Source organism: Haliea sp. (assembly GCF_041395985.1).
Lineage (GTDB): Bacteria > Pseudomonadota > Gammaproteobacteria > Pseudomonadales > Halieaceae > Haliea.
In genome coordinates this window covers 113,330-132,036 of record NZ_JAWKZJ010000001.1, presented here as the reverse complement: position 1 = coordinate 132,036, position 18,707 = coordinate 113,330, and the positions used below count along the sequence as shown (strand labels likewise).

Annotated in this window: 16 protein-coding genes; 9 read left to right on the top strand and 7 right to left on the bottom strand. The window is 63.2% G+C overall.

Annotated features, from left to right (window positions below; all coding sequences use genetic code 11):
* Positions 1–38: 38 nt before the first annotated feature.
* Both R3E49_RS00610 and R3E49_RS00605 read left to right on the top strand, forming a co-directional pair.
* Positions 39–1,106, top strand: a complete 1,068-nt coding sequence (locus R3E49_RS00610; RefSeq protein WP_371293280.1) for an SMP-30/gluconolactonase/LRE family protein — start codon at positions 39–41, stop codon at positions 1,104–1,106.
* Positions 1,103–2,482, top strand: coding sequence for a DASS family sodium-coupled anion symporter (locus tag R3E49_RS00605; RefSeq protein ID WP_371293279.1), 1,380 nt, complete (start codon positions 1,103–1,105; stop codon positions 2,480–2,482). Before R3E49_RS00610 ends, R3E49_RS00605 begins: the two co-directional genes overlap by 4 nt.
* Positions 2,483–2,517: 35 nt before the next feature.
* Here the strand turns inward: R3E49_RS00605 and R3E49_RS00600 are convergent, their stop codons facing one another.
* On the bottom strand, positions 2,518–2,997 hold the full coding sequence (locus R3E49_RS00600; protein WP_371293278.1) for a peroxiredoxin: 480 nt from the start codon (positions 2,995–2,997) through the stop codon (positions 2,518–2,520).
* A 30-nt stretch (positions 2,998–3,027) separates the two neighbouring features.
* Here R3E49_RS00600 and R3E49_RS00595 point away from each other — a divergent pair, with 30 nt between their 5' ends.
* Complete coding sequence (locus R3E49_RS00595) at positions 3,028–3,705, top strand: class I SAM-dependent methyltransferase (RefSeq protein ID WP_371293277.1); 678 nt, start codon at positions 3,028–3,030, stop codon at positions 3,703–3,705.
* A 9-nt stretch (positions 3,706–3,714) separates the two neighbouring features.
* Here the strand turns inward: R3E49_RS00595 and R3E49_RS00590 are convergent, their stop codons facing one another.
* Positions 3,715–4,377, bottom strand: coding sequence for a TetR/AcrR family transcriptional regulator (locus R3E49_RS00590; protein WP_371293276.1), 663 nt, complete (start codon positions 4,375–4,377; stop codon positions 3,715–3,717).
* Positions 4,378–4,399: 22 nt separating this feature from the next.
* Positions 4,400–4,873 carry a phasin family protein gene (locus R3E49_RS00585; protein ID WP_371293275.1) on the bottom strand — a complete coding sequence of 158 codons (474 nt, stop codon included), beginning with the start codon at positions 4,871–4,873 and terminating at the stop codon, positions 4,400–4,402.
* Between the two features lie 280 nt (positions 4,874–5,153).
* On the opposite strand from R3E49_RS00585, the gene R3E49_RS00580 reads away from it, so the two are divergent.
* Positions 5,154–7,469, top strand: a complete 2,316-nt coding sequence (locus R3E49_RS00580) for a TonB-dependent receptor (RefSeq protein WP_371293274.1) — start codon at positions 5,154–5,156, stop codon at positions 7,467–7,469.
* 122 nt (positions 7,470–7,591) lie between these two features.
* On the opposite strand, the gene R3E49_RS00575 is transcribed toward R3E49_RS00580, so the two are convergent.
* Positions 7,592–8,164 (bottom strand): hypothetical protein, encoded by a 573-nt coding sequence (locus R3E49_RS00575; RefSeq protein WP_371293273.1) that lies wholly within the window; start codon positions 8,162–8,164, stop codon positions 7,592–7,594.
* A gap of 224 nt (positions 8,165–8,388) precedes the next feature.
* Between R3E49_RS00575 and R3E49_RS00570 the strand changes: the two genes are divergently transcribed.
* Both R3E49_RS00570 and R3E49_RS00565 read left to right on the top strand, forming a co-directional pair.
* A complete protein-coding gene (locus R3E49_RS00570) occupies positions 8,389–9,582 on the top strand; it encodes an efflux RND transporter periplasmic adaptor subunit (RefSeq protein WP_371293272.1) in 1,194 nt (397 codons plus the stop codon).
* Between the two features lie 2 nt (positions 9,583–9,584).
* The gene (locus tag R3E49_RS00565) at positions 9,585–12,701 is read left to right on the top strand and encodes an efflux RND transporter permease subunit (protein ID WP_371293271.1); all 3,117 of its coding nucleotides are present in this window, start codon (positions 9,585–9,587) and stop codon (positions 12,699–12,701) included.
* Positions 12,702–12,743: 42 nt separating this feature from the next.
* Here R3E49_RS00565 and R3E49_RS00560 read toward each other — a convergent pair whose 3' ends face one another.
* Positions 12,744–14,303, bottom strand: a complete 1,560-nt coding sequence (locus tag R3E49_RS00560; protein ID WP_371293270.1) for a phosphoenolpyruvate carboxykinase — start codon at positions 14,301–14,303, stop codon at positions 12,744–12,746.
* Positions 14,304–14,449: 146 nt separating this feature from the next.
* Entirely contained in the window at positions 14,450–15,364 is a 915-nt protein-coding gene (gene hslO / locus R3E49_RS00555) for an Hsp33 family molecular chaperone HslO (RefSeq protein ID WP_371293269.1), read from the bottom strand.
* 177 nt (positions 15,365–15,541) lie between these two features.
* Here hslO and R3E49_RS00550 point away from each other — a divergent pair, with 177 nt between their 5' ends.
* The 3 genes from R3E49_RS00550 (at position 15,542) to R3E49_RS00540 (ending at position 17,661) form a co-directional block, all read left to right on the top strand.
* Positions 15,542–16,408, top strand: coding sequence for a TIGR03619 family F420-dependent LLM class oxidoreductase (locus R3E49_RS00550; RefSeq protein ID WP_371293268.1), 867 nt, complete (start codon positions 15,542–15,544; stop codon positions 16,406–16,408).
* 71 nt (positions 16,409–16,479) lie between these two features.
* Positions 16,480–17,355 (top strand): DMT family transporter, encoded by an 876-nt coding sequence (locus R3E49_RS00545; protein WP_371293267.1) that lies wholly within the window; start codon positions 16,480–16,482, stop codon positions 17,353–17,355.
* 30 nt (positions 17,356–17,385) lie between these two features.
* The gene (locus R3E49_RS00540; protein WP_290742245.1) at positions 17,386–17,661 is read left to right on the top strand and encodes a polyhydroxyalkanoic acid system family protein; all 276 of its coding nucleotides are present in this window, start codon (positions 17,386–17,388) and stop codon (positions 17,659–17,661) included.
* Here the strand turns inward: R3E49_RS00540 and R3E49_RS00535 are convergent.
* Positions 17,654–18,673 (bottom strand): patatin-like phospholipase family protein, encoded by a 1,020-nt coding sequence (locus R3E49_RS00535; protein WP_371293266.1) that lies wholly within the window; start codon positions 18,671–18,673, stop codon positions 17,654–17,656. The two genes, R3E49_RS00540 and R3E49_RS00535, sit on opposite strands and share 8 nt — an antisense overlap.
* Between the last annotated feature and the right edge of the window lie 34 nt (positions 18,674–18,707).

Here is an 18,707-nt window from a genome sequence, read left to right as displayed (position 1 = left end):
CTGGGCAGGATGCGAACAGCAACCATGGAAAAATAATCATGCACCTGACAGTCCGCCTGCGGTGGCTTTTCGCTTTGTTTGGCTTTTCCGTCCTGCCCCTGGCGGCCGGCACTCCCTGTGAACCGGTTGACGGTATCCAGTCCATCTGCGGCCTTACCGCGCCGGAAGACCTGGTGCCGGCGCCCAATGGGCGCGATCTCATTTTTGGCCAGATGGCGGGGCCGGGTGGTCTGTACCTGCTGGACACCCGCGACGACTCGGTGCATTCCCTGCTGCCGGAGCCGGTGTCCGCCCCGCCGGATGAGCTGTGGGGCGACCCACAGTGCCTGCGGCCTCTGCCGCGGCTCGAGGCGCATGGTTTGGACATCCGTCGCCGCCTGGACGGACGCTGGCAGCTGCTGGTGGTGAACCATGCAGAGCGCGAATCCGTTGAGTTTTTCGAACTGCAGAATCCACTCGGCGATCGCCCGCGTGCCCACTGGCGCGGTTGCGCAGAGGGGCCACCGGCGGCGAATTTCAACGATGTTGCCGGCCTGTCCGACGGCAGCCTGCTGGTCACGCACATGGCAGACCGGCGCTGGCAATTGGTCAATGCGGTGCTGGCGGCGCTGGGGCGGGATACCGGGTTTGTCTACCGTTGGACCCGCGAAGCCGGCTTTACGCCGCTCCCCGCCACCCGTGCGCGACACCCCAATGGTATTCTGCTGGCGCCCGACGAGCAGACGTTTTACCTCAATGTCTACCTCGGCAACGTTGTGCAGCACCGCGCATTGCCCGGGGGCGAACTATTGGCGGAGGTGCCCGTGCCGAAGCCGGACAACGCCAGCTGGGCGGAAGACGGACGGCTTCTGGTGGCCTCCCACGAAGGCACGCTGTGGCAGGTGTTTCGCAGTCTGTCACAGGGGCACCAGCGACCCAGCGAACTGCCGTTCAGCATTGTTGCGCTGGATTCGGTCACGCTTGAGCCAGCCACGCTGCTGCAGCGCTCGGGGCCGCCGATGGGCGCCGGCACCGTGGCGCTGCAGCGGGGCCAGTCGCTTTATATCGGTTCCTACGTGGGCGACCGTATCCTGCGTGTGCCCCTGTCGCTGCTGCAGCGCCCATGACCCGCTTCCGCCGTTTTCTGCTGTGGGCCGCGCCACTGCTGTCCGTCGGCCTGGCACTGCTGCTGCAGGGCGCCGGCTACAGTCAGGACATTGCGGTGGTATCCATGGTGGCGCTCTGGTGTGTGCTGTGGTGGGTATTCGAGCCGGTTCCGATACCGGTCACGTCCCTGCTGCCCATTGCACTGCTGCCCCTGCTGGGTGTGTTGACTCCCGCCGAAGTGGGCCAGGCCTACGGATCTCCCCTGATATTGCTCTTGCTGGGTGGTTTCCTGCTGTCCAAGGCGATGGAGCATTCCGGCGCGCACCGGCGAATTGCCCTGGGCATGGTGCGGCTGGTCGGTGCGGACAGCGGCCCACGGCTGGTGCTGGGTTTCATGATCGCCGCGGCCAGCCTGAGCATGTGGATCTCCAACACCGCCACTACCCTCATGCTGCTGCCCGTTGCGCTGGCCGTGCTGGAGGCCACCGACCGGCGCCGTGAACTGGCCGTGCCCCTGCTGCTGGGTGTGGCCTACGCCGCGAGTGTGGGCGGAATCGGTACACCCATCGGAACGCCCCCCAACCTCATTTTCATGCAGGTCTATGAACAGACGACAGGGCAGTCGATCAGTTTCAGCCAGTGGATGAGCTGGGCGGTGCCCGTGGTGGTGCTGATGATTCCGCTGATGGCCCTGACCCTCACCCGCAACCTGTCCGGCCCGATCGCGGTGCAGGTGCCGAGCACGGGCGCCTGGCGCAGCGAAGAGAAGCGGGTGCTGACAGTGTTTGGCCTGACAGCCCTGGCCTGGATTACGCGGGGTGAGCCCTTCGGCGGATGGCAGGCCTGGCTGGGGCTGCCCCAGGCCAACGATGCTTCGGTGGCATTGTTGGCGGTTGTGGTGATGTTTGTGGTGCCGAATGGCAGCGGCGGTCGACTGCTGGATTGGGAACGGGCCAGCACGATTCCGTGGGGGGTGCTGCTGCTGTTTTCCGGTGGGATCTGCCTGGCCAGCGGTTTTGTTGCCTCGGGGCTCAGCGATATCATGGGAGAGGCGCTTGCCGGCCTGACCGACATGCCTGTCTGGTTGTTGCTGCTGCTGATCTGCCTCGCGGTAACCTTCATGACGGAAACCACATCCAATACAGCGAGCACCACGCTGCTGATGCCGGTGCTCGCAGCTGCCGCGCTGGCGGCGGATCTGCCGCCGGAGTTGATCATGGTGCCCGCGGCCATGAGCGCGAGCTGTGCCTTCATGCTGCCAGTGGCGACGGCGCCCAACTCCGTTGTCTACGGCAGCGGCCTGATTACGACCGCTCAAATGGCGCGGGAGGGACTGCTGTTGAACCTGCTTGGAGCAGTGGTTATAAGCACCCTGTGCTATGTGCTGGTGAGCTAGCGCCTGCGACGTGTCTCCGCCACAGGCGCCGGTGGTTACAGCAGGGCCATCATGCTCTCGGCGGAGCTGACATCAACACCCGGGCCCGGTTCTACATTCAGGTGCGTTACCTTGCCGTTGTCTACCAGCATGGCAAAGCGCTGGCTGCGCTTGCCCAGCCCGAAGCCGGTGCCGTCGAGTTCCAGACCCAGTGCCGCGGTGAAGTCACCGTTGCCATCGCCCAGCATCAACAACTCCTCGGCGTTCTGTGACTTGCCCCAGGCATCCATGACGAAGGCATCGTTCACCGCCATGCAGGCGATGGTGTCCACACCCTTGGCCTTGATCTTGTCGGCGTTGACCACGTAGCCGGGCAGGTGGGTCAGGGTGCAGCCAGGCGTGAATGCGCCGGGCACGGCGAACAGCAGCACTTTCTTGCCGGCAAACAGCTCATCGGTGCTGATATCGACCGGGCCTTTCTCGCCCATGGTCTTGAGGGTTGCTGAGGGGATTTTGTCGCCAACCTTGATGGTCATGTTACTCTCCTTGTCCGGAACGGGTTTGCCATGAAGCGGGGATCATACCAGATGCAACGTCACTTGCACTGCCCTCTCTGTGGCGCCGTCAGTGACCCCTTTCATGAGGATCGCAGGCGTCGCTACTGTCGCTGTGAGCACTGTTTGCTGGTCTTCGTGCCTCCTGAATTCCACCTGTCGCCGGACGACGAGAAGGCCGAGTACGACCTTCATCAGAACCGTGTGGATGACCCACAGTACCGCGCCTTCCTGGCTCGTCTTGCCACGCCGCTACTGGCCGAGCTGGCGCCGGGTTCGCGCGGGCTGGACTTCGGCTGCGGCCCCGGTCCCGCACTGGCCGCCATGCTGCGTGAAGCGGGGCACCGGATAAGCGTGTACGACCCCTTTTATTTCCCCGCAGAGGATGCCCTCCGCCCGGGGTACGACTTCATCACGGCCACCGAGGTGGTGGAGCACTTGCGGGCACCCGCTACCGAGCTGGACCGGCTCTGGCAGTTGCTGGTTCCCGGTGGTGTCCTGGGTATCATGACCAAGCTGGTGACGGATGCCGGGGCGTTCGCCGGCTGGCATTACAAGAACGACCCCACCCATGTGTGTTTCTTCAGCCGCAGCACCTGGCAGTGGTGGGCGCAGACCCGCGGCAGCCAGCCGGTATTCGAGGGCGCGGACGTGATTCTGCTGCGGAAACCGGTCGCCACCCGCGCTTAGTGCTGTGCCTCAGGGTTTATCCGGTGATGTAATCATGCCTTCGAAGATGGCCTGGCAATCGCGGTAAAAAGTCAGCTGGGCGTCACCCAGATACGGCGCCACCATGGTCAGCAGCTGCAGCACACCCTGATGGATCACGACATGCGGCGAGCGTGGTGCATGTAGCAGTTGGTCGTAGCTCAGCCAGAAGGTCAGCACCAATGTCATGTTGTCCACGAGGCTGAGCAGCTGGTCATCATCGGTATCGATAACCGCCTGTTCCAGCAGTTTGTGGCAGATGGCGAGCAGTGCCGAGCGCTGCAGTTGCAGCAGCCGGCGGAAGCCCTTGCGGATGGCCGGATAGCGTTGCTGCAGATCGTCCAGGTTGTGGTAGAGAAAGCGGTACTGCCACATCTCCTCCAGCACCACATACAGGTAGAACCAGTTGTCCTCCACCTGGCTCGGATCCGTGCCCAGCGGCCCTTCAAGGGGGGCTGCGAGGGTGCCACTGAGGGCCAGCTCGTATTGCTGGAACAGCTCGGCGATGATCTCGTCCTTGCCCTTGAAGTGGTAATACAGGTTGCCGGGGCTGATATCCAGCTCATTGGCGATATCAATGGTGGTCGTATGCGCCTCGCCCTCCTCGTTGAACAGGGCCAGACTGGTCACCAGTATGCGGTCGCGTGTCTTCACCTCGCCGCCGTCAGCTACCGTGTCAGGCGGGCTTGCGGCCGGTGGCGGGCTTGGTCTTCACGGCGGCGCGGCGCGTGGCGGTTTTCTTGCGTGCGGCGGGCTTTCTCGCGGGTTTGCCCTGGGCGGCCAGAGCGGCGCTGAGATCATCCACCTTGCGGGTCAGGCGATCGATTTTCTCGTGCAGTGCGAGCAGGTCTTCACCGCGGGCGGGCAGTTGCATCTGAAAGCTCTCGCGCACGCGATGAATGCGTTCCTCAACGGAATTGCGTGCATTGCGACCGCTGTTCAGGCCCTTGCGCGCCTCGTCCTCCAGCGCGGCGCCCGCCTTGACCAGGTCACGGAACAGCTTGGGTGTTTCCACGCCGGCCTTCTCCATGCGGTCCTGGGCTTCGTCCACGGCGCGCCCGTAGGCACCCACCCCAGCGAGCCAGATGTTGCGGGCAATCTCCCCCGCCTTGTCGGTGACCTTGCTCTTATCGCTTTTGTCATCGCTCACGTCGTCCTCCATTGCGCAGGGCGCATCGGGCCATCGGGCGGTCATTTAAGCAGAAAGCGGGCGCCCTTTGCCAGCTGTGGCACGGTCGACAGGCGGCCGCTGTCCGGGGGCGGCGGAACGGGGGCGCGGGACTCGGTACAGGCAGGCGCTCTGCGCCCAGGAATCTGTGCAAAAATGCATGGATATTATTTTTTTACCGGGGTAGTGTATTTGCTGTCAGCCCGGCCACGGTTGGCGTGGTGACACCTTGGCGATAATAAATATAAAGAGGAAATGGTGCATGAAACAGCAAAAGTATCTGGTCAGCGCGCTGTGTCTGGCCCTCGGCACGACCGCCTCGGCAGGGCTCTACGCGGCAGAACGCGCGGCCCTCGAGGAAGTGATTGTCACCGCCCAGAAGCGCGAGGAAAACCTGCAGTCGGTACCCCTGGCGATTTCTGCGTTGTCCTCAGCGGAGCTCGAGATGCGCGGTATGGAGAGTCTGGCTGACCTGAACGCGGTCGCGCCCAACGTGATGTTCCGCCAGAATCCCGGAGCGCGCCTGGTCTCGGTGGTATCTATTCGCGGCAGTGTAACCGGGCAACCGGCGATCTGGATTGATGCCCCCGTCGGGCTTTACCTGAACGGCATCTACCTCGGCAAATCCCAGGGCTCTGTGTTCGATGTGGTAGACATCGAGCGCGTTGAGGTACTGCGCGGCCCCCAGGGCACACTGTTCGGCCGCAACACCGAGGGCGGTGCGATCAACTTCGTGACGCGGCGCCCCACCGGCGAATTCAGTGGCTCTGCCCTGGCCGAGGTGGGTAACTACGACCGGCGCGTCGGTCGCCTGCAGGTGGATCTGCCGCAGATGGGAATCGCCTCTGCCAGCGTGGGGATGCGCAAGGAGCGCGCCGACGGCTGGGCAGACAACCTCACCGGGCCCGATCTCGGCTCTGTGGATAACGAGGCCTTCCGCGCGTCGATCATGCTGGAGCCCAGCGAGCAGCTGGTGGCCATCTACGACTTTGATTACTCCTACACCGACCAGACGCCGGCACCCTCGTCGCTGGTGTCGCTGGAGGGCTGGGCCGGCACCTTCCCCAGTGTGTTCGGTCCCTTCCTGGGTAGCGCCATTGAAAGCGCGGCAGCGCCCTATGTCGTGTCCGGCCGCCCGGACACCGTCTCCACCAACACCGTACCGGGGCAACCGGGTTTGTTTGAGCGCAGCCGCACGCGTGCACACGCGCTCACGCTGGAATACGACCTGACGTCCAGGGATCAGCTGAAGTACATCGGCGCGCTGCGGACCATGGACTACAACGACAGCCAGGATATCGACGGCATGCCGCTGGATTCAATTGTGGTCATTCCCGGTGCGCTGTCCTGGGGCATGTCTGCGAACTTCAACCGCCTGACCGACTACGAGCAGATTTCCCACGAATTCCAGTGGATTGCCGATCGTGACGACTTCCACTGGGTGTTGGGCGCCTACTACTTCGAGGATGAGGGGGAAACGCTGGGCAGCCAGCTGTTCACCCTGTTCGGCAACGTACCGCAGCAGGTGAACTACGGGGCTGATACCGAGGCTTGGGCCCTGTTCGGGCAAATGGACTGGCGCTTTGCCGAGCGCTGGACCGCAACGCTGGGTGTCCGCTATACGGAAGAAAAACGCTCCGGTTTCTCGCACCGTTACACCACGGACGGCTTTGGCGGCTCCTTTATCACCGATGTGGGCCCGGGATTGCTGCCGTTCATCAGCTACAGTGAGACCTTTGATGACACATCGCCCATGGCGGCGCTGTCCTATGAGCTCACGCCTGACCTGAATTTCTATCTGCGCGTGGCCAATGGCTTCAAGAGCGGCGGGTTCAGCTCTGAAGTGGCCGACCCGGCGGTGAGTACACCTTTCGAACCCCAGACCTCGCTGTCCACGGAAGTGGGCATGAAGTCGCTCTGGCTGGACGGTGCGCTGCGTTTGAACGTCGCCTTGTTCCATAACGCGATTGACGACCTGCACATCACCCAGCTGCTGCCAGGCACGACCCAGTCGCTGCTCACCAACGCGGGGGAGGCCACGTATCAGGGTTTCGAACTGGAAATGGCCTATCAGATCACGGACAACTGGCGGATTTCCGGTAACTACGGGTACCTGGACGCAGGATTCGACAAGTATCTGGACAACTCCTTTGCGCCGGGTCGCCCGATTATCGATACCGCATCGAACCGTCTGGCACCTTACGCGCCTGAAAATACCGCAGCCCTGCAGTTGGAGGGGACCCTGGCACAGTTTGGTTTTGGTGAGCTGCGCTTCCTGCTGGATTACACCTACACCGACAAGGTGTATCTGTACGCGGTCAACAAGAGCCTGACCGCGCCGAATGCGGGTGGCAGCTATGTGCAGGGCATTGATGAAGTGCCGGACACCCAGAACCTGAACGCCAGGCTGCAACTGGCTGACGTGCCGGTGGGTGACGGCACCATGGACTTCTCGTTCTTCGTGCGCAACCTGACGGACGAGGACAAGCAGATCCAGGGTATCGATTTCAGCATGTTCCTGAACGGTGCCTGGCAGGATCCGAGAACCTACATGTTTTCGGCAACCTACAACTGGTAACGGGTGACGCCGGGGGGTTCGCGCTGCGGCATGGTAGCCTCCCGGACTGATCTTCGGGCAAAAAAAAGGGCCACAGCGTGGCCCGAAAAGCTCCCTGCCAGGCAGGGAGTAGGGAACACTCTTCAGGCCGCAGTGCGGAAGCCCACTGAGCCGCGCAGTTCGGCAAACCGGCTGCGGGCCTTCTCAATACGCGCTTCCAGCTTCTTGCGATCCTTCAGGGCATCAAGCTCCAGCTTGGGCAGTTCGATATCACCCAGCATGTCTTTGGCGTCTTTTTCGACCTTCGTGCCGCGCTTGACCAGCTCGGCGTAGGCGACTTCAGCGGCTTTGCCACGCGCATCCAGGCGAGCCTGCAGCTTGTCGAGGCGCTCCTGCACTTCATCGAACGCCTTGCCGTAGAAGCCGAGGCTGGCGAGGAAGGCATTGCGGCTCACGGTGCGGGCGCGCTCGCCGAGGCGTGCAGCGGTCTTTTCCGTTTCCTTGGTGGCTTTGGTGGCGCGACGCTTATAGGTGCGGACCTTGGCTTCTGCCTTGGCGACAGTACTCTTGCTGGTCGCACGGCGCTTGGTGGTGGTTTTGCCGGCCGTGGCAGCCTTCCTGGGGGCAGCCTTGCGCTTGGCAGTCGCGCGCTTGGGTGCTGCAGCCTGAGTGCCTGCTGCTGTGTTGGTCGTGGTGTTGGTGGTTTCGTCAGCCATGTCTCTACTCCTCACGTTTGGGGTGCGCTAGCTTCCCGCACCGGACAAAACGGAAGGTACCGAACAAAATTAGAATGATCCTACTAGAAGTGGCAAATTCCCATTTTCCGGATCCGCGGGCTGCTCTTCTGCGTAAAGTGCGGAACAGGCGTACCATTGTGTTGTCCAGAGAACGTCTTCTTTTCGGTGGCCCGGAGGCCGCCCAGTCAGTCATCAGGTGATTCATGGATTGGAAAAAAGCTCGGTCAATGCTCGCTCCGGGCAGTGTGCTCGCCGGCGGCCTCGCGCTGTCCTGGCTACTGCTTACCGGGAAGCCGGCGCCGGAGCCACAGGAGCTGCCGCCCCGGGCCGTGCCGATGGTCGATGTTGCCACCGTGGATCCAGCACCGGCGGCGCTGTCGGTGACTACACAGGGGACGGTCCAGCCACAGCGGGAAATCGACCTGGTCAGCAGGGTGGCCGGTCAGGTGGAAACCGTGGCGAAGGACTTTGCCGCGGGCAGCTTTTTTCGTGAGGGCAGCCTGCTGGTGGCCATTGAGGATGTTGACTACGAACTCATGATTGCCCGCATGGAGTCCCAGGTGGCCGCTGCGCGGCAGCGCGTCGCCGAAGAAGAGGGTCGTGCATTGCAGGCGCAACGCGAGTGGCGGGATCTGGGCAATTCCCAGGCTAACGCGCTGTTCCTGCGCGAGCCGCAGCTGGCCTCAGCGCAGGCGTCACTGCGCGCCGCGGAGGCGGAGCTGGCGGCGGCGCTGCTTGATCTTGAGCGCACACGCATTACAGCGCCCTTCGACGGACGCATCAGTGAAAAGTTTGTCGACGCGGGGCAGTACGTCACACCGGGGGCCCGCATCGCACGGGTTTATTCCACCCGTTCCATGGAGGTGCGCCTGCCCCTGACCGACCGGCAAGTCGCGCTCATTGACCTGCCTCTGCACTACCGCGCCGGTGGCGACAGCCCGGAGATGCCTGCGGTGAGCCTGCGTGCGACCTTCGGCGGACGGGATTGGACGTGGCAGGGCCGTATCGTGCGGACTGATGCCAGCGTGGATGAGAGTACGCGGGTGGTCTACGCGGTTGCCGAAGTCACTGAGCCATTCGCGCCAGGGCCCTCGGGTGAACGCCCGCCGCTGGTGCCCGGCCTGTTTGTGCACGCGACGATAGAAGGGCGCAGCCTGCCGGCGGTGGTTGGTTTGCCGCGCTCGGCGCTGCGTAGCGACGATACGGTGATGCTGGTGGATGCGGGGCAGCAGCTCGAGCCACGGGCGGTCTCCGTGCTGCAAAGCGAAGGCGGACGGGTCTGGGTCCAGGGGCTCAAGCGCGGTGACCGGGTGGTCGTGCGAGAGCCCGCGGCAATCGTTGCGGGCATGCGTGTCGAGGTCAATGAAGTGGCGCGCATCGCCGGAGCGGGGAACTGATCGTGGGTGGTCCGGTTCGCTGGTTTATTCACAACCCCATTGCAGCCAACCTGCTGATGCTTTTTCTGGTGGTCGGTGGTTTGCTCAGTGTGCCGGCGCTGGACAAACAGTTTTTCCCGCAGATCGAACTGAACCGGGTCAGTATCTCGCTGGTTTACCCGGGCGCTGGCCCGCGCGAAGTGGAGGAACAGATCTGTGTGCGGGTCGAGGAGGCCGTACACGACCTGAGCGGCGTGCGGGAGATACGCTGTACCGCGCGAGAGGGCATGGGAACGGTGCTGGTTGAGGCTGAACCCGACTACGATATGCAGCGCCTGTCCGCGGAAATCAAGACCCGGGTGGATGCCATCAATACCTTTCCTGTCGAGGCGGAGCGCCCCATCGTCACGGAACTCGCCTTTCGACACTACATGGCCGCGGTGTCTCTGGCTGGCAATCTCGGGGAGCGGGATCTCAAGCGCCTCGGCGAGCGGCTGCGTGACGACCTCGCGGCGCAGCCGCACGTGTCGGTTGTTGAACTGGATACCCCGCGACCCTATGAGGTCTCGGTCGAGGTGTCCGAGTACACCCTGCGTCGCTACGGACTGACTTTCGCTGATGTGGTGGCGGCGATACGGGGGTCGTCGCTCAACCTGCCGGCGGGCGCGATCAAGGACGCCGGTGGCGACATTCGGCTGCAGACCCGCGGCCAGGCCTATGATCGCTTTGAATTCGAGCGGATTCCGGTGATGACGGGCAGCGACGGTACGCAGGTCCTGCTGCGCGATGTGGCGACGGTTGTCGACGGGTTTGAGGACGTTGATGTACGCACCCGCTTCAATGACAAGCCCTCACACACCCTGCATGTCTTCGTCACCTCCAACCCCGACACGCTGAAAACCAGCGAGACCGTTCACCGCTGGGTGGAGGAGACCCGTCCGGGGCTGCCCCCGGGCGTTGAGCTGTCGGTGTGGCGCGATTCTTCGGTGCCCTTCAAGGGGCGTGTTGATACGCTGCTGAAGAACGGGATTGGTGGGCTGGTACTGGTGTTCATGGTGCTGGTGCTGTTCCTGCGCCCGCGGCTGGCGATGTGGGTCTGCGTGGGCATTGGTGTGGCCTTTATCGGCACCCTGTTCCTGCTGCAGTACACCAACACCAGCCTGAATATGATTTCGCTGTTCGCTTTCCTGCTGATACTGGGCATTGTCGTGGACGATGCGATCATCGTCGGGGAATCCGTACACGCCCGCCAGGCGGCCGGGGAGCGGGGCATTGCCGGTGCCATCAACGGCACCCAGGCCGTTATCAAGCCTGTGATGTATGCGGTGATCAGCACGATGATTTTCTTTGTGCCGATGTTTTTCATGCCCGGCGACATGGCTCAGGCGGCAATGGCCATTCCGTCCGTGGTGATTCTGGCGCTGGCCCTGTCGCTGGTGGAGTGCCTGCTGATTCTGCCGCCGCACCTGGCCCACATGCCGCCGGTGAAACCCAGTCGGTTTGCTCTGCTGCGCCGGCTCGAACAGCAGCGATTGCGCTTTGCGGACGGCATGACGCGCATCGCGCGACAGCGCTACAGGCCTTTTCTGGCCCTCTGCCTGCGCCACAACCTGCTGATTATGGCGGTGTTTTTCGTCATGCTCGTGGTCAGCCTGGCGCTCTATGGTGGTGGCTGGTTGCGCTCCGCCTTCTTCCCCTCCATTAACTCGGACTATGTCGTCGCGGAGATTGAGCTGCCGGAGGGCGGCGCCTTCGAGGATACGCTGAAGGTATTGCGCCAGGTCGAATCCGCTGCGCTGCAGATCAAGCGTGAATATAACGAGGATCCGCGCTACAACGTCCTCGGCCCGGCCATTGGCCACATTGACTCCAGCGGTAACGCCAACACGATTGAGGTGATCATCGAGACCGTATCCGATGAGGTGGATACCGGAGAGCTGTCCGAGCGCTGGCGCGAGGCCATCGGCGAACTGGGACCGGTGCAGGACTTCCGCATGGACTACACCATCAATGAGACGGGTAAACCCATCCGCCTGGTGGCTACTGCGACCTCGCTGGATGATCTCAAAGCGGTGTCGCTGGCATTGCGCGAGGTGTTGCAGTCCTACGAGGGGGTCTACAACATCAATGACACACTGCAGGATCCCCAGGAAGAAATCGTGCTGGGCCTGAAACCCGCGGCGGAGAACCTCGGCATTACGCTGGCCGATCTGGCGAGGCAGGTACGTGAGGCCTTCTACGGCGCTGAAGTGCAGCGTATTCCCCGCACCCGTGAGGACGTGCGGGTGATGGTGCGCTACCCGGAGTCGGAGCGCCTGTCCGTGGATAACCTGCAGGAAATGCGGGTGCGCACCCCGGCTGGTGGCGAGGTGCCGTTTGCCACAGTAGCCGAGGTGCAGTACGAGCCCGGCTATCTGACCATTGAGCGCCTCAACCGCAAACGCACGCTGGAGGTGTCGGCGGAGGTGGTGCCCGGCAGTGTGGTGCCGCGCGCCGTGGTCAATGCCATCCTCAGTGACCATCTACCGGAATGGAAGCGGCAGTTTCCTGGGCTGACCCTGTCGCTGGATGGCGAGTTGCAGGAAGAATCCGCCTTCATGGATGCCATGCTGAAATACCTGGTGCTGGCCATGTTGGTTATCTACGCCCTGATGGCGGTGCCCTTCCGCTCCTATTTCCAGCCGTTGCTGGTGCTGACCGCCGTGCCCTTTGGGGTGATGGGGGCGATATTCGGGCACTTTATCCTGAACTGGGAAGTGAGCATGTTCTCGTTCCTTGGCGTGATTGCCTGTGCGGGCGTGGTGGTGAACGACAACCTGGTGCTGATTGACCGCATCAATCAGCTGCGTGCGGTGGGACACCCGGTGCTCAAGGCCCTGCTACAGGCGGGCGAGGACCGTTTTCGTCCGATCATCCTCACTTCGCTGACCACTTTCGTCGGTCTGCTGCCGATCATGGCGGAAACCAGCGTGCAGGCGCAGTTCCTCATCCCGATGGTGACCTCACTGGCATTCGGCGTGCTGTTCGCCACGGGTGTGACCTTGCTGCTGGTGCCCTGCCTCTACCTTGCGGGCGAGCAGGTGGGTGCAAGGGTGCTACACCGGCGCCAGCGGTTGCAGGACCTGAGTGATCCCGCGTAGTGGGAAAAAGGTCGCCGGTACACTGCGTACCGGCACGCAGACTCAGTTCGGCTTTGGCCCTGCGGCAACAATGGCCGGTGACACGTCGAACTTCTTGATGTTTTCCTGGAACAGGGTCGCGAGGGTGCGCGCCTGCTCATCATACGCTGCCGTATCGCCCCAGCTGTTGCGGGGGTTGGTGTACTTGGCGTCGACGCCGGGAATGGCCGTCGGGAAATCCAGATTGAGAATGTCCAGGTGTTCGCGGGGCGCGTTCAGCAGTGCGCCGCTCTGTGCCGCCGCAACGACGGCGCGAGTCACCGGGATCGGGAAGCGTGAGCCTGTGCCGCCGGGGGCGCCGGAGCCGCCGGTCCAGCCGGTGTTGATCAGGTAGACCTGGCTGCCGAAGTCCTCAATGCGTTTCATCAGCAATTCGGCGTAGTCACTGGCCGGGCGCGGCATGAAAGGGGCACCGAAACAGGTGGAGAAGGTGGGGTGAATGCCCGCTTCCGCACCCAGTTCGGTAGAGCCAACCCGTGCCGTGTAGCCGCTCAGGAAGTGGAACGCGGCCGCTTCCTTGGACAGTATGGACACGGGGGGCAGTACGCCGGATACGTCGCAGGTGAGGAAAATCACGCACCTGGGTTCACCGCCGGCGTTGGCCTCGGTGCGCTTGGCAACGTGCTCCAGCGGGTAGCAGCAACGGCCGTTCTCGGTCAGGCTGGTGTCGCTGTAGTCGGCGTGGCGCTGGGTGTCGAGCACCACGTTCTCGATGATGGCGCCAAAGCTGATGGCATCCCAGATCACCGGCTCATTCTTCTGGCTCAGATCGATGGTCTTGGCGTAACAGCCGCCTTCGATATTGAACACGGAGCCCTTGGCCCAGCCGTGCTCATCGTCGCCGATGAGGTAGCGATCCGGATCCGCGGACAGGGTGGTTTTGCCGGTGCCGGAGAGACCAAAGAACAGGGTTGTGTCGCCGTCTTCACCGACGTTGGCCGAGCAGTGCATGGACATGACGTCTTTTTCCGGCAGCAGGAAGTTCTGCACCGAAAACATGGCTTTCTTCATTTCACCGGCGTAGCGCATGCCCGCCAGCAGAATTTTGCGCCGGGCAAAATTGAGGATCACGATGCCATCGGAGTTGCTGCCGTGGCGCGCCGGGTCACAGACAAAACCGGGTGCGTTCATCACGGTCCACTCCGGCTTGCGGCCGATGTTGTATTGCTTGGGGCGGATGAACATGTTGCGTCCGAACAGGTTCTGCCACGCAGTTTCCGTGACAACCCGCACCGGCAGGTAGTGGTCGCTGTGCTCGCCAACGTGGAGGTTGGAGACGAAGCGGTCGCGCTCATCCAGGTAGGCTTCAACTTCGTCCCAGAGGGTGTCAAAACGCTCGGCATCGAAGGGGCGGTTGACCGGGCCCCAGTCTATGCTGTCCTCGGTGCTGGGTTCACGCACGATGAAGCGGTCGGCGGGAGAACGGCCGGTGCGCTTGCCCGTGGTAACCAGAAGGGCGCCGGTATCGGCAAGAATGCCTTCACCGCGTTTGAGTGCCTCTTCAACCAGCTGTGCCGTACCCAGGTCAATGTATTCCCGGGGCGTGTTGCTTTCAAGGGTCATGGTGAGTCCTGTGTTCCTGCTGCTCAGTGCAGCCCGCCACGCTGGGCGGAGTTGCCTCTAGGGGTCTTTCAGGGGGCGCCATTATGTCAGAATCCCCCGGGTATGCGAACCGGATTATGCAAAATTTCGGCGATCGTCGGCGAGCCTCAATGCACGGTCCCACCGCGGCCATCCGCCAGCAGGTCGTACAGTGCCTCGCGCTCGAAACGGTACTGCTGGTTGCAGAACTCACAATCCACCGCAATGTGGCCCTGCTCGGCGAGAATGTCCTCCAGTTCGTGAGGCGGCAGGGCGGCCAGCGCGCTGCGGCTGCGCTGCTCTGAACAGCTGCAGTGGAAGCGCACCGCGCGCGGGTCGAACAGGCGCACGGGATCTTCATGGTAGAGGCGGTGCAGCAGGGTTTCCGCGGGCAGCTGCAGCAACTCGTCGCTGCTCACGGTGGCGGCGAGCGTGCTCGCATGTTGCCATTGCCGGGCCCGCTCTTCGGCGCTGCGCTGCAGCTGGGCCGGCAGTTGCTGCAGCAGGAGCCCGGCGGCCTGTCGCTCGTCGCTGGCCAGCCAGAGGCGGGTCTGCAGCTGTTCCGACTGCTCGAAATAGGCATCCAGGCTGGCGGCGAGTGAGTTCTCTGACAGGGGCACAATACCCTGGTACGGCTTGCCCCTCAGGGGCTCCACGGTGATCGCCAGCACCCCGCCCGCCAGCAGCTGGGTAAACGCCTCGGAGGTGGCATGCTGGGCACCTCGTGCGATACCCCGCACCAGCAGCTGGTCGCTGCACTCGGCCATCAGCAGGGGAATCTCGCCCTCGCTGCGTGCCTGCAATACCAGTCGCCCCTCGAATTTCAGGGTGGTGCTGAGCAGGGTCGCAGCGGCCAGGAATTCACCCAGTAACCGGCACACCCCCGGCGCGTACTGGTGAACGGCCAGCAGGTCCGCCAGTGTGCGATCCAGCTGCACCAGTTCGCCACGGATATCAGCATCGTCAAAGAGAAAGCGTCGGCTGTAGTCGGTGCCCGTGTCCCGGGTATCTGCAGTGTCGGTCATGAGGGTGCTGTCATCCATGTTTCGCTCCGACGGTGCGCCGGCGTACGGGTGCTTCGGTTGGCAAGGTTTAGCATTTGAGGCCGCTCCCATCTATTTTAATGGTTACGGTGACCCGGGTCATCCGCCGGAGTACAGTGGCCGTAGTTCTTAGGTGGCTGCGGTGGCGGCCGCGCCATAATAGACAGGAGCAGCATAATGAGATTCAGTTACCAGATCGGTATGTGCGAGGCCGATCACTACGTCCCGCTGGCGCAAGCCGCGGAGCAGGCCGGTTACGACGGCCTGACCATCCCCGACAGCATTTGTTACCCGCAGGAGGCCAGCTCCAAGTATCCGTACAACAAGGATGGCAGCCGCGAGTTTCTGGAGAGCGTGCCGTTTCTCGAAAGCCTGATCGCCGTCGCAGGCATGGCAACCGTTACCGAGAAGATTCGCTTCGCCACGTTCGTCTACAAGGTGGCGGTGCGCCAGGTGGCGATTGTTGCCAAGCAGGTGCAGAGCATCCAGGCGCTGTCCAACAACCGCTTTGACTTCGGGGTGGGTATCAGCCCCTGGGAAGAGGACTTTGCGGTCTGCGATGTGCCGTGGGAAAAGCGCGGTCTGCGTCTGGACGAGCAGATCGACATCATTCGTGGCCTGGAGAGCGGCGAGTTCTTCGGCTACAAGGGCGAGATTCACAACCTGCCGGCGATCAAAATGACCCCCAAGCCTACCGCGCCCACCCCCATACTCGTGGGTGGCCATGCCGAGCCGGCACTGCGTCGCGCGGCCAAGGTCGGTGATGGCTGGATGTGCGCCGGTGCGGACATGCAGCAGCTGGAGGGCTATATACGTCGCCTGCACGAACTGCGCGATGAGCACGGTACCAGCGATCGCCCTTTCCGTATTTTCACTACCGGTCAGGACGCGTTTACCCGCGAAGGTATCGAGAAACTGGAAAGCATTGGCGTGACCGATGTGGTGATCGGCTTCCGCAACGTCTACGAGATGGAGGAAGACAAGCCCCTGGACGAGAAGATCGCCATGCTGAACTGGTACGCCAGCGAGTTTATCAAGCGCTGACCCCTGCCAGCGGTCCTGTAGGCGCGAGCCGGCGGATGCGCTAAAGTGCGCGCTTTTCGTCGGCCCGCGCCATGAATAACCTGCTGTTATATGCCATCACGGTGGTGATCTGGGGCTCTACCTGGATCGCCATCAAATTCCAGCTGGGGACAGTGGCGCCGATGGTCTCTATTGCCCATCGCTCCATGCTCGCCGCGCTGCTGATCTTTCTGTATCTGGTGCTGCGCCGTCGGCTGACGCCGCTCTCGCGGCGCGACCACCTCATGGTCTTCTTTCAGGGACTGTGCCTGTTCAGCGGTAATTACCTGTTCATTTATCCCGCCAGTGAGCATCTGGCCAGTGGCCTGGTGGCCGTGGTGTTCTCTACCCAGGTCGTGCTGAACATGGTCAATGGCGCCATTTTCCTGCGACTTCCCATCAGCGGCATGGTGGCGCTGGGCGCCGGCATCGGGTTGGTTGGGATGGTGGGTGTGTTTATGCCGCAGCTGGAGAGCTTTACCTTCGACGATGCTGGCTTTCGCGCGCTGCTGCTGTGTTTTGCCGGCACCTGCTGTGCGTCCTTTGGCAATATTTTCGCGGCGCGCAACAGTCGCGATGGCTTGCCGGTGCTGGTCTGCAACGCCTGGGGTATGCTCTACGGTGCGCTTGCACTGTATAGCACCGCGCTGCTGCTGGGCACGCCTATTACGGTCGACTGGCAGTTCAGTTACCTGAGTTCCCTGCTGTATCTTGCGGTGTTCGGCTCGGTGGTGGCGTTCTGGGCCTATGTCACGCTCATCGGCAATATTGGTCCGGGACGGGCGGCCTACAGCTCGCTGCTGTTCCCGGTGGTAGCGCTGCTGATCTCGACCGTATTCGAGGGCTACCACTGGACACTGCTGGGGGTGTTGGGCTTCGCCCTGGTGCTGGCGGGCAACTGGCTGGTCATGCGCCGCGGCTCGGCGTAATCTTGGGCACAAAAATACAGGCATTCGACCATGGCGGGATTCCGGCTGACCAAACCTTACACCATGCCCAAAGAGGACCTGCGTCAGGCGGCGCAGCGTCTCGCGGACCAGCTGGAGCGCGAACACGGCGTGCGCTCGCGCTGGGAGGGTGACAGCGTGCGCATGAAGGGCGGCGGTATCGACGGCAAGCTGTCGTTTCACGACGGGCTGGTGGACGTGTCGGTGCGCCTCGGCCTGCTGGCCTCGGCGTTCCAGGGGCCGCTGCGCGCCGAAGTGCAACGCTACCTCGACGAGATGATCAGCTGAGCAGCGTGGCGCCCGCCAGCGGGTCGGGGCCATCGATCAATGCCTGGAACGCTTCCGCCAGCGCCTCGCTGCGCGCCACACACTCGCGCCAGACCGCCACCCTCTGAGCGGTGCTCAAGCGGGTGAAATCTCTGCGGTCCGGGATTTTCCCCCCGGGCAGCGTGGCGACGAACTGCGGGCTGGGGCACAGCAGCACCAGGTCGTCGAGATTCTCCAGGCCGGATCTGCGCCAGGGCAGGAACTTGTCGAACCAGCCCGCGGTGAGGTCAGGGCGGAAGTGTGGGTACAGCACCAGTCCCTCGCCGCGGTACTGTCTCAGGTCGAAGTGATAGTCGATGATGCCACCATCCCAGTAGTGTCCCGGTGGTGCGCCGCCAATGTTGCGTTCGCCGGCCAGTACGAAGGGAATTGAGCCGCTGGCCTGCAACGCGAGAGGCACCGTCGCCGGCCGCAGGGGCGTGTAGGCGGTATTGAAGTCAGCCATCGAGAGCTGCGGAGCCGGGCGTTCGCCGCTGTGGAAGACCACTCGCTGGAAGCCGGCACCAAGCAGTCGGCGGTGGACGGTGTTGCCGAGCGCCGCCGCGCCCATGGCGGCGCCGAGCAGGGCCGGTTGTCGTGCGCCCGCAGGCCCTCTGCCGCGTGCGGTCACAATGTGGGTGCGCCAGCGAGGGTGATCGCTCAGTGCGGCGGCGCCCTCGGCACCCAGCAGCTGGGCGAGGATGTGTGCGCTGGCGGCGCTGATTTCGCTGGGTGGTGGACGCGCGCTGTAGGCCTGCTCCAGGTAGGCGTTCTGGAACCGGTCCAGCGCCGCCACAGGATCCGTCTGCGCCAGGCAGGCGTGGCGCCAGGAGCCGATCGAGGACCCCAGCAGCGACATCGGTTCCCCGCCGCGTTGCAGGAAGTCGCCGAACAACACGCGGTCCAGCTGTCCCAGCACCAGCCACTTCGGTCCCCCGGAGGCACCCAGTAACAGGCTGAAGTGATCCGGGTGCCAGCCCTGATCGCGCAGCACCCCGGCGGCGCGACGCCCGAGGTAGACCGACAGT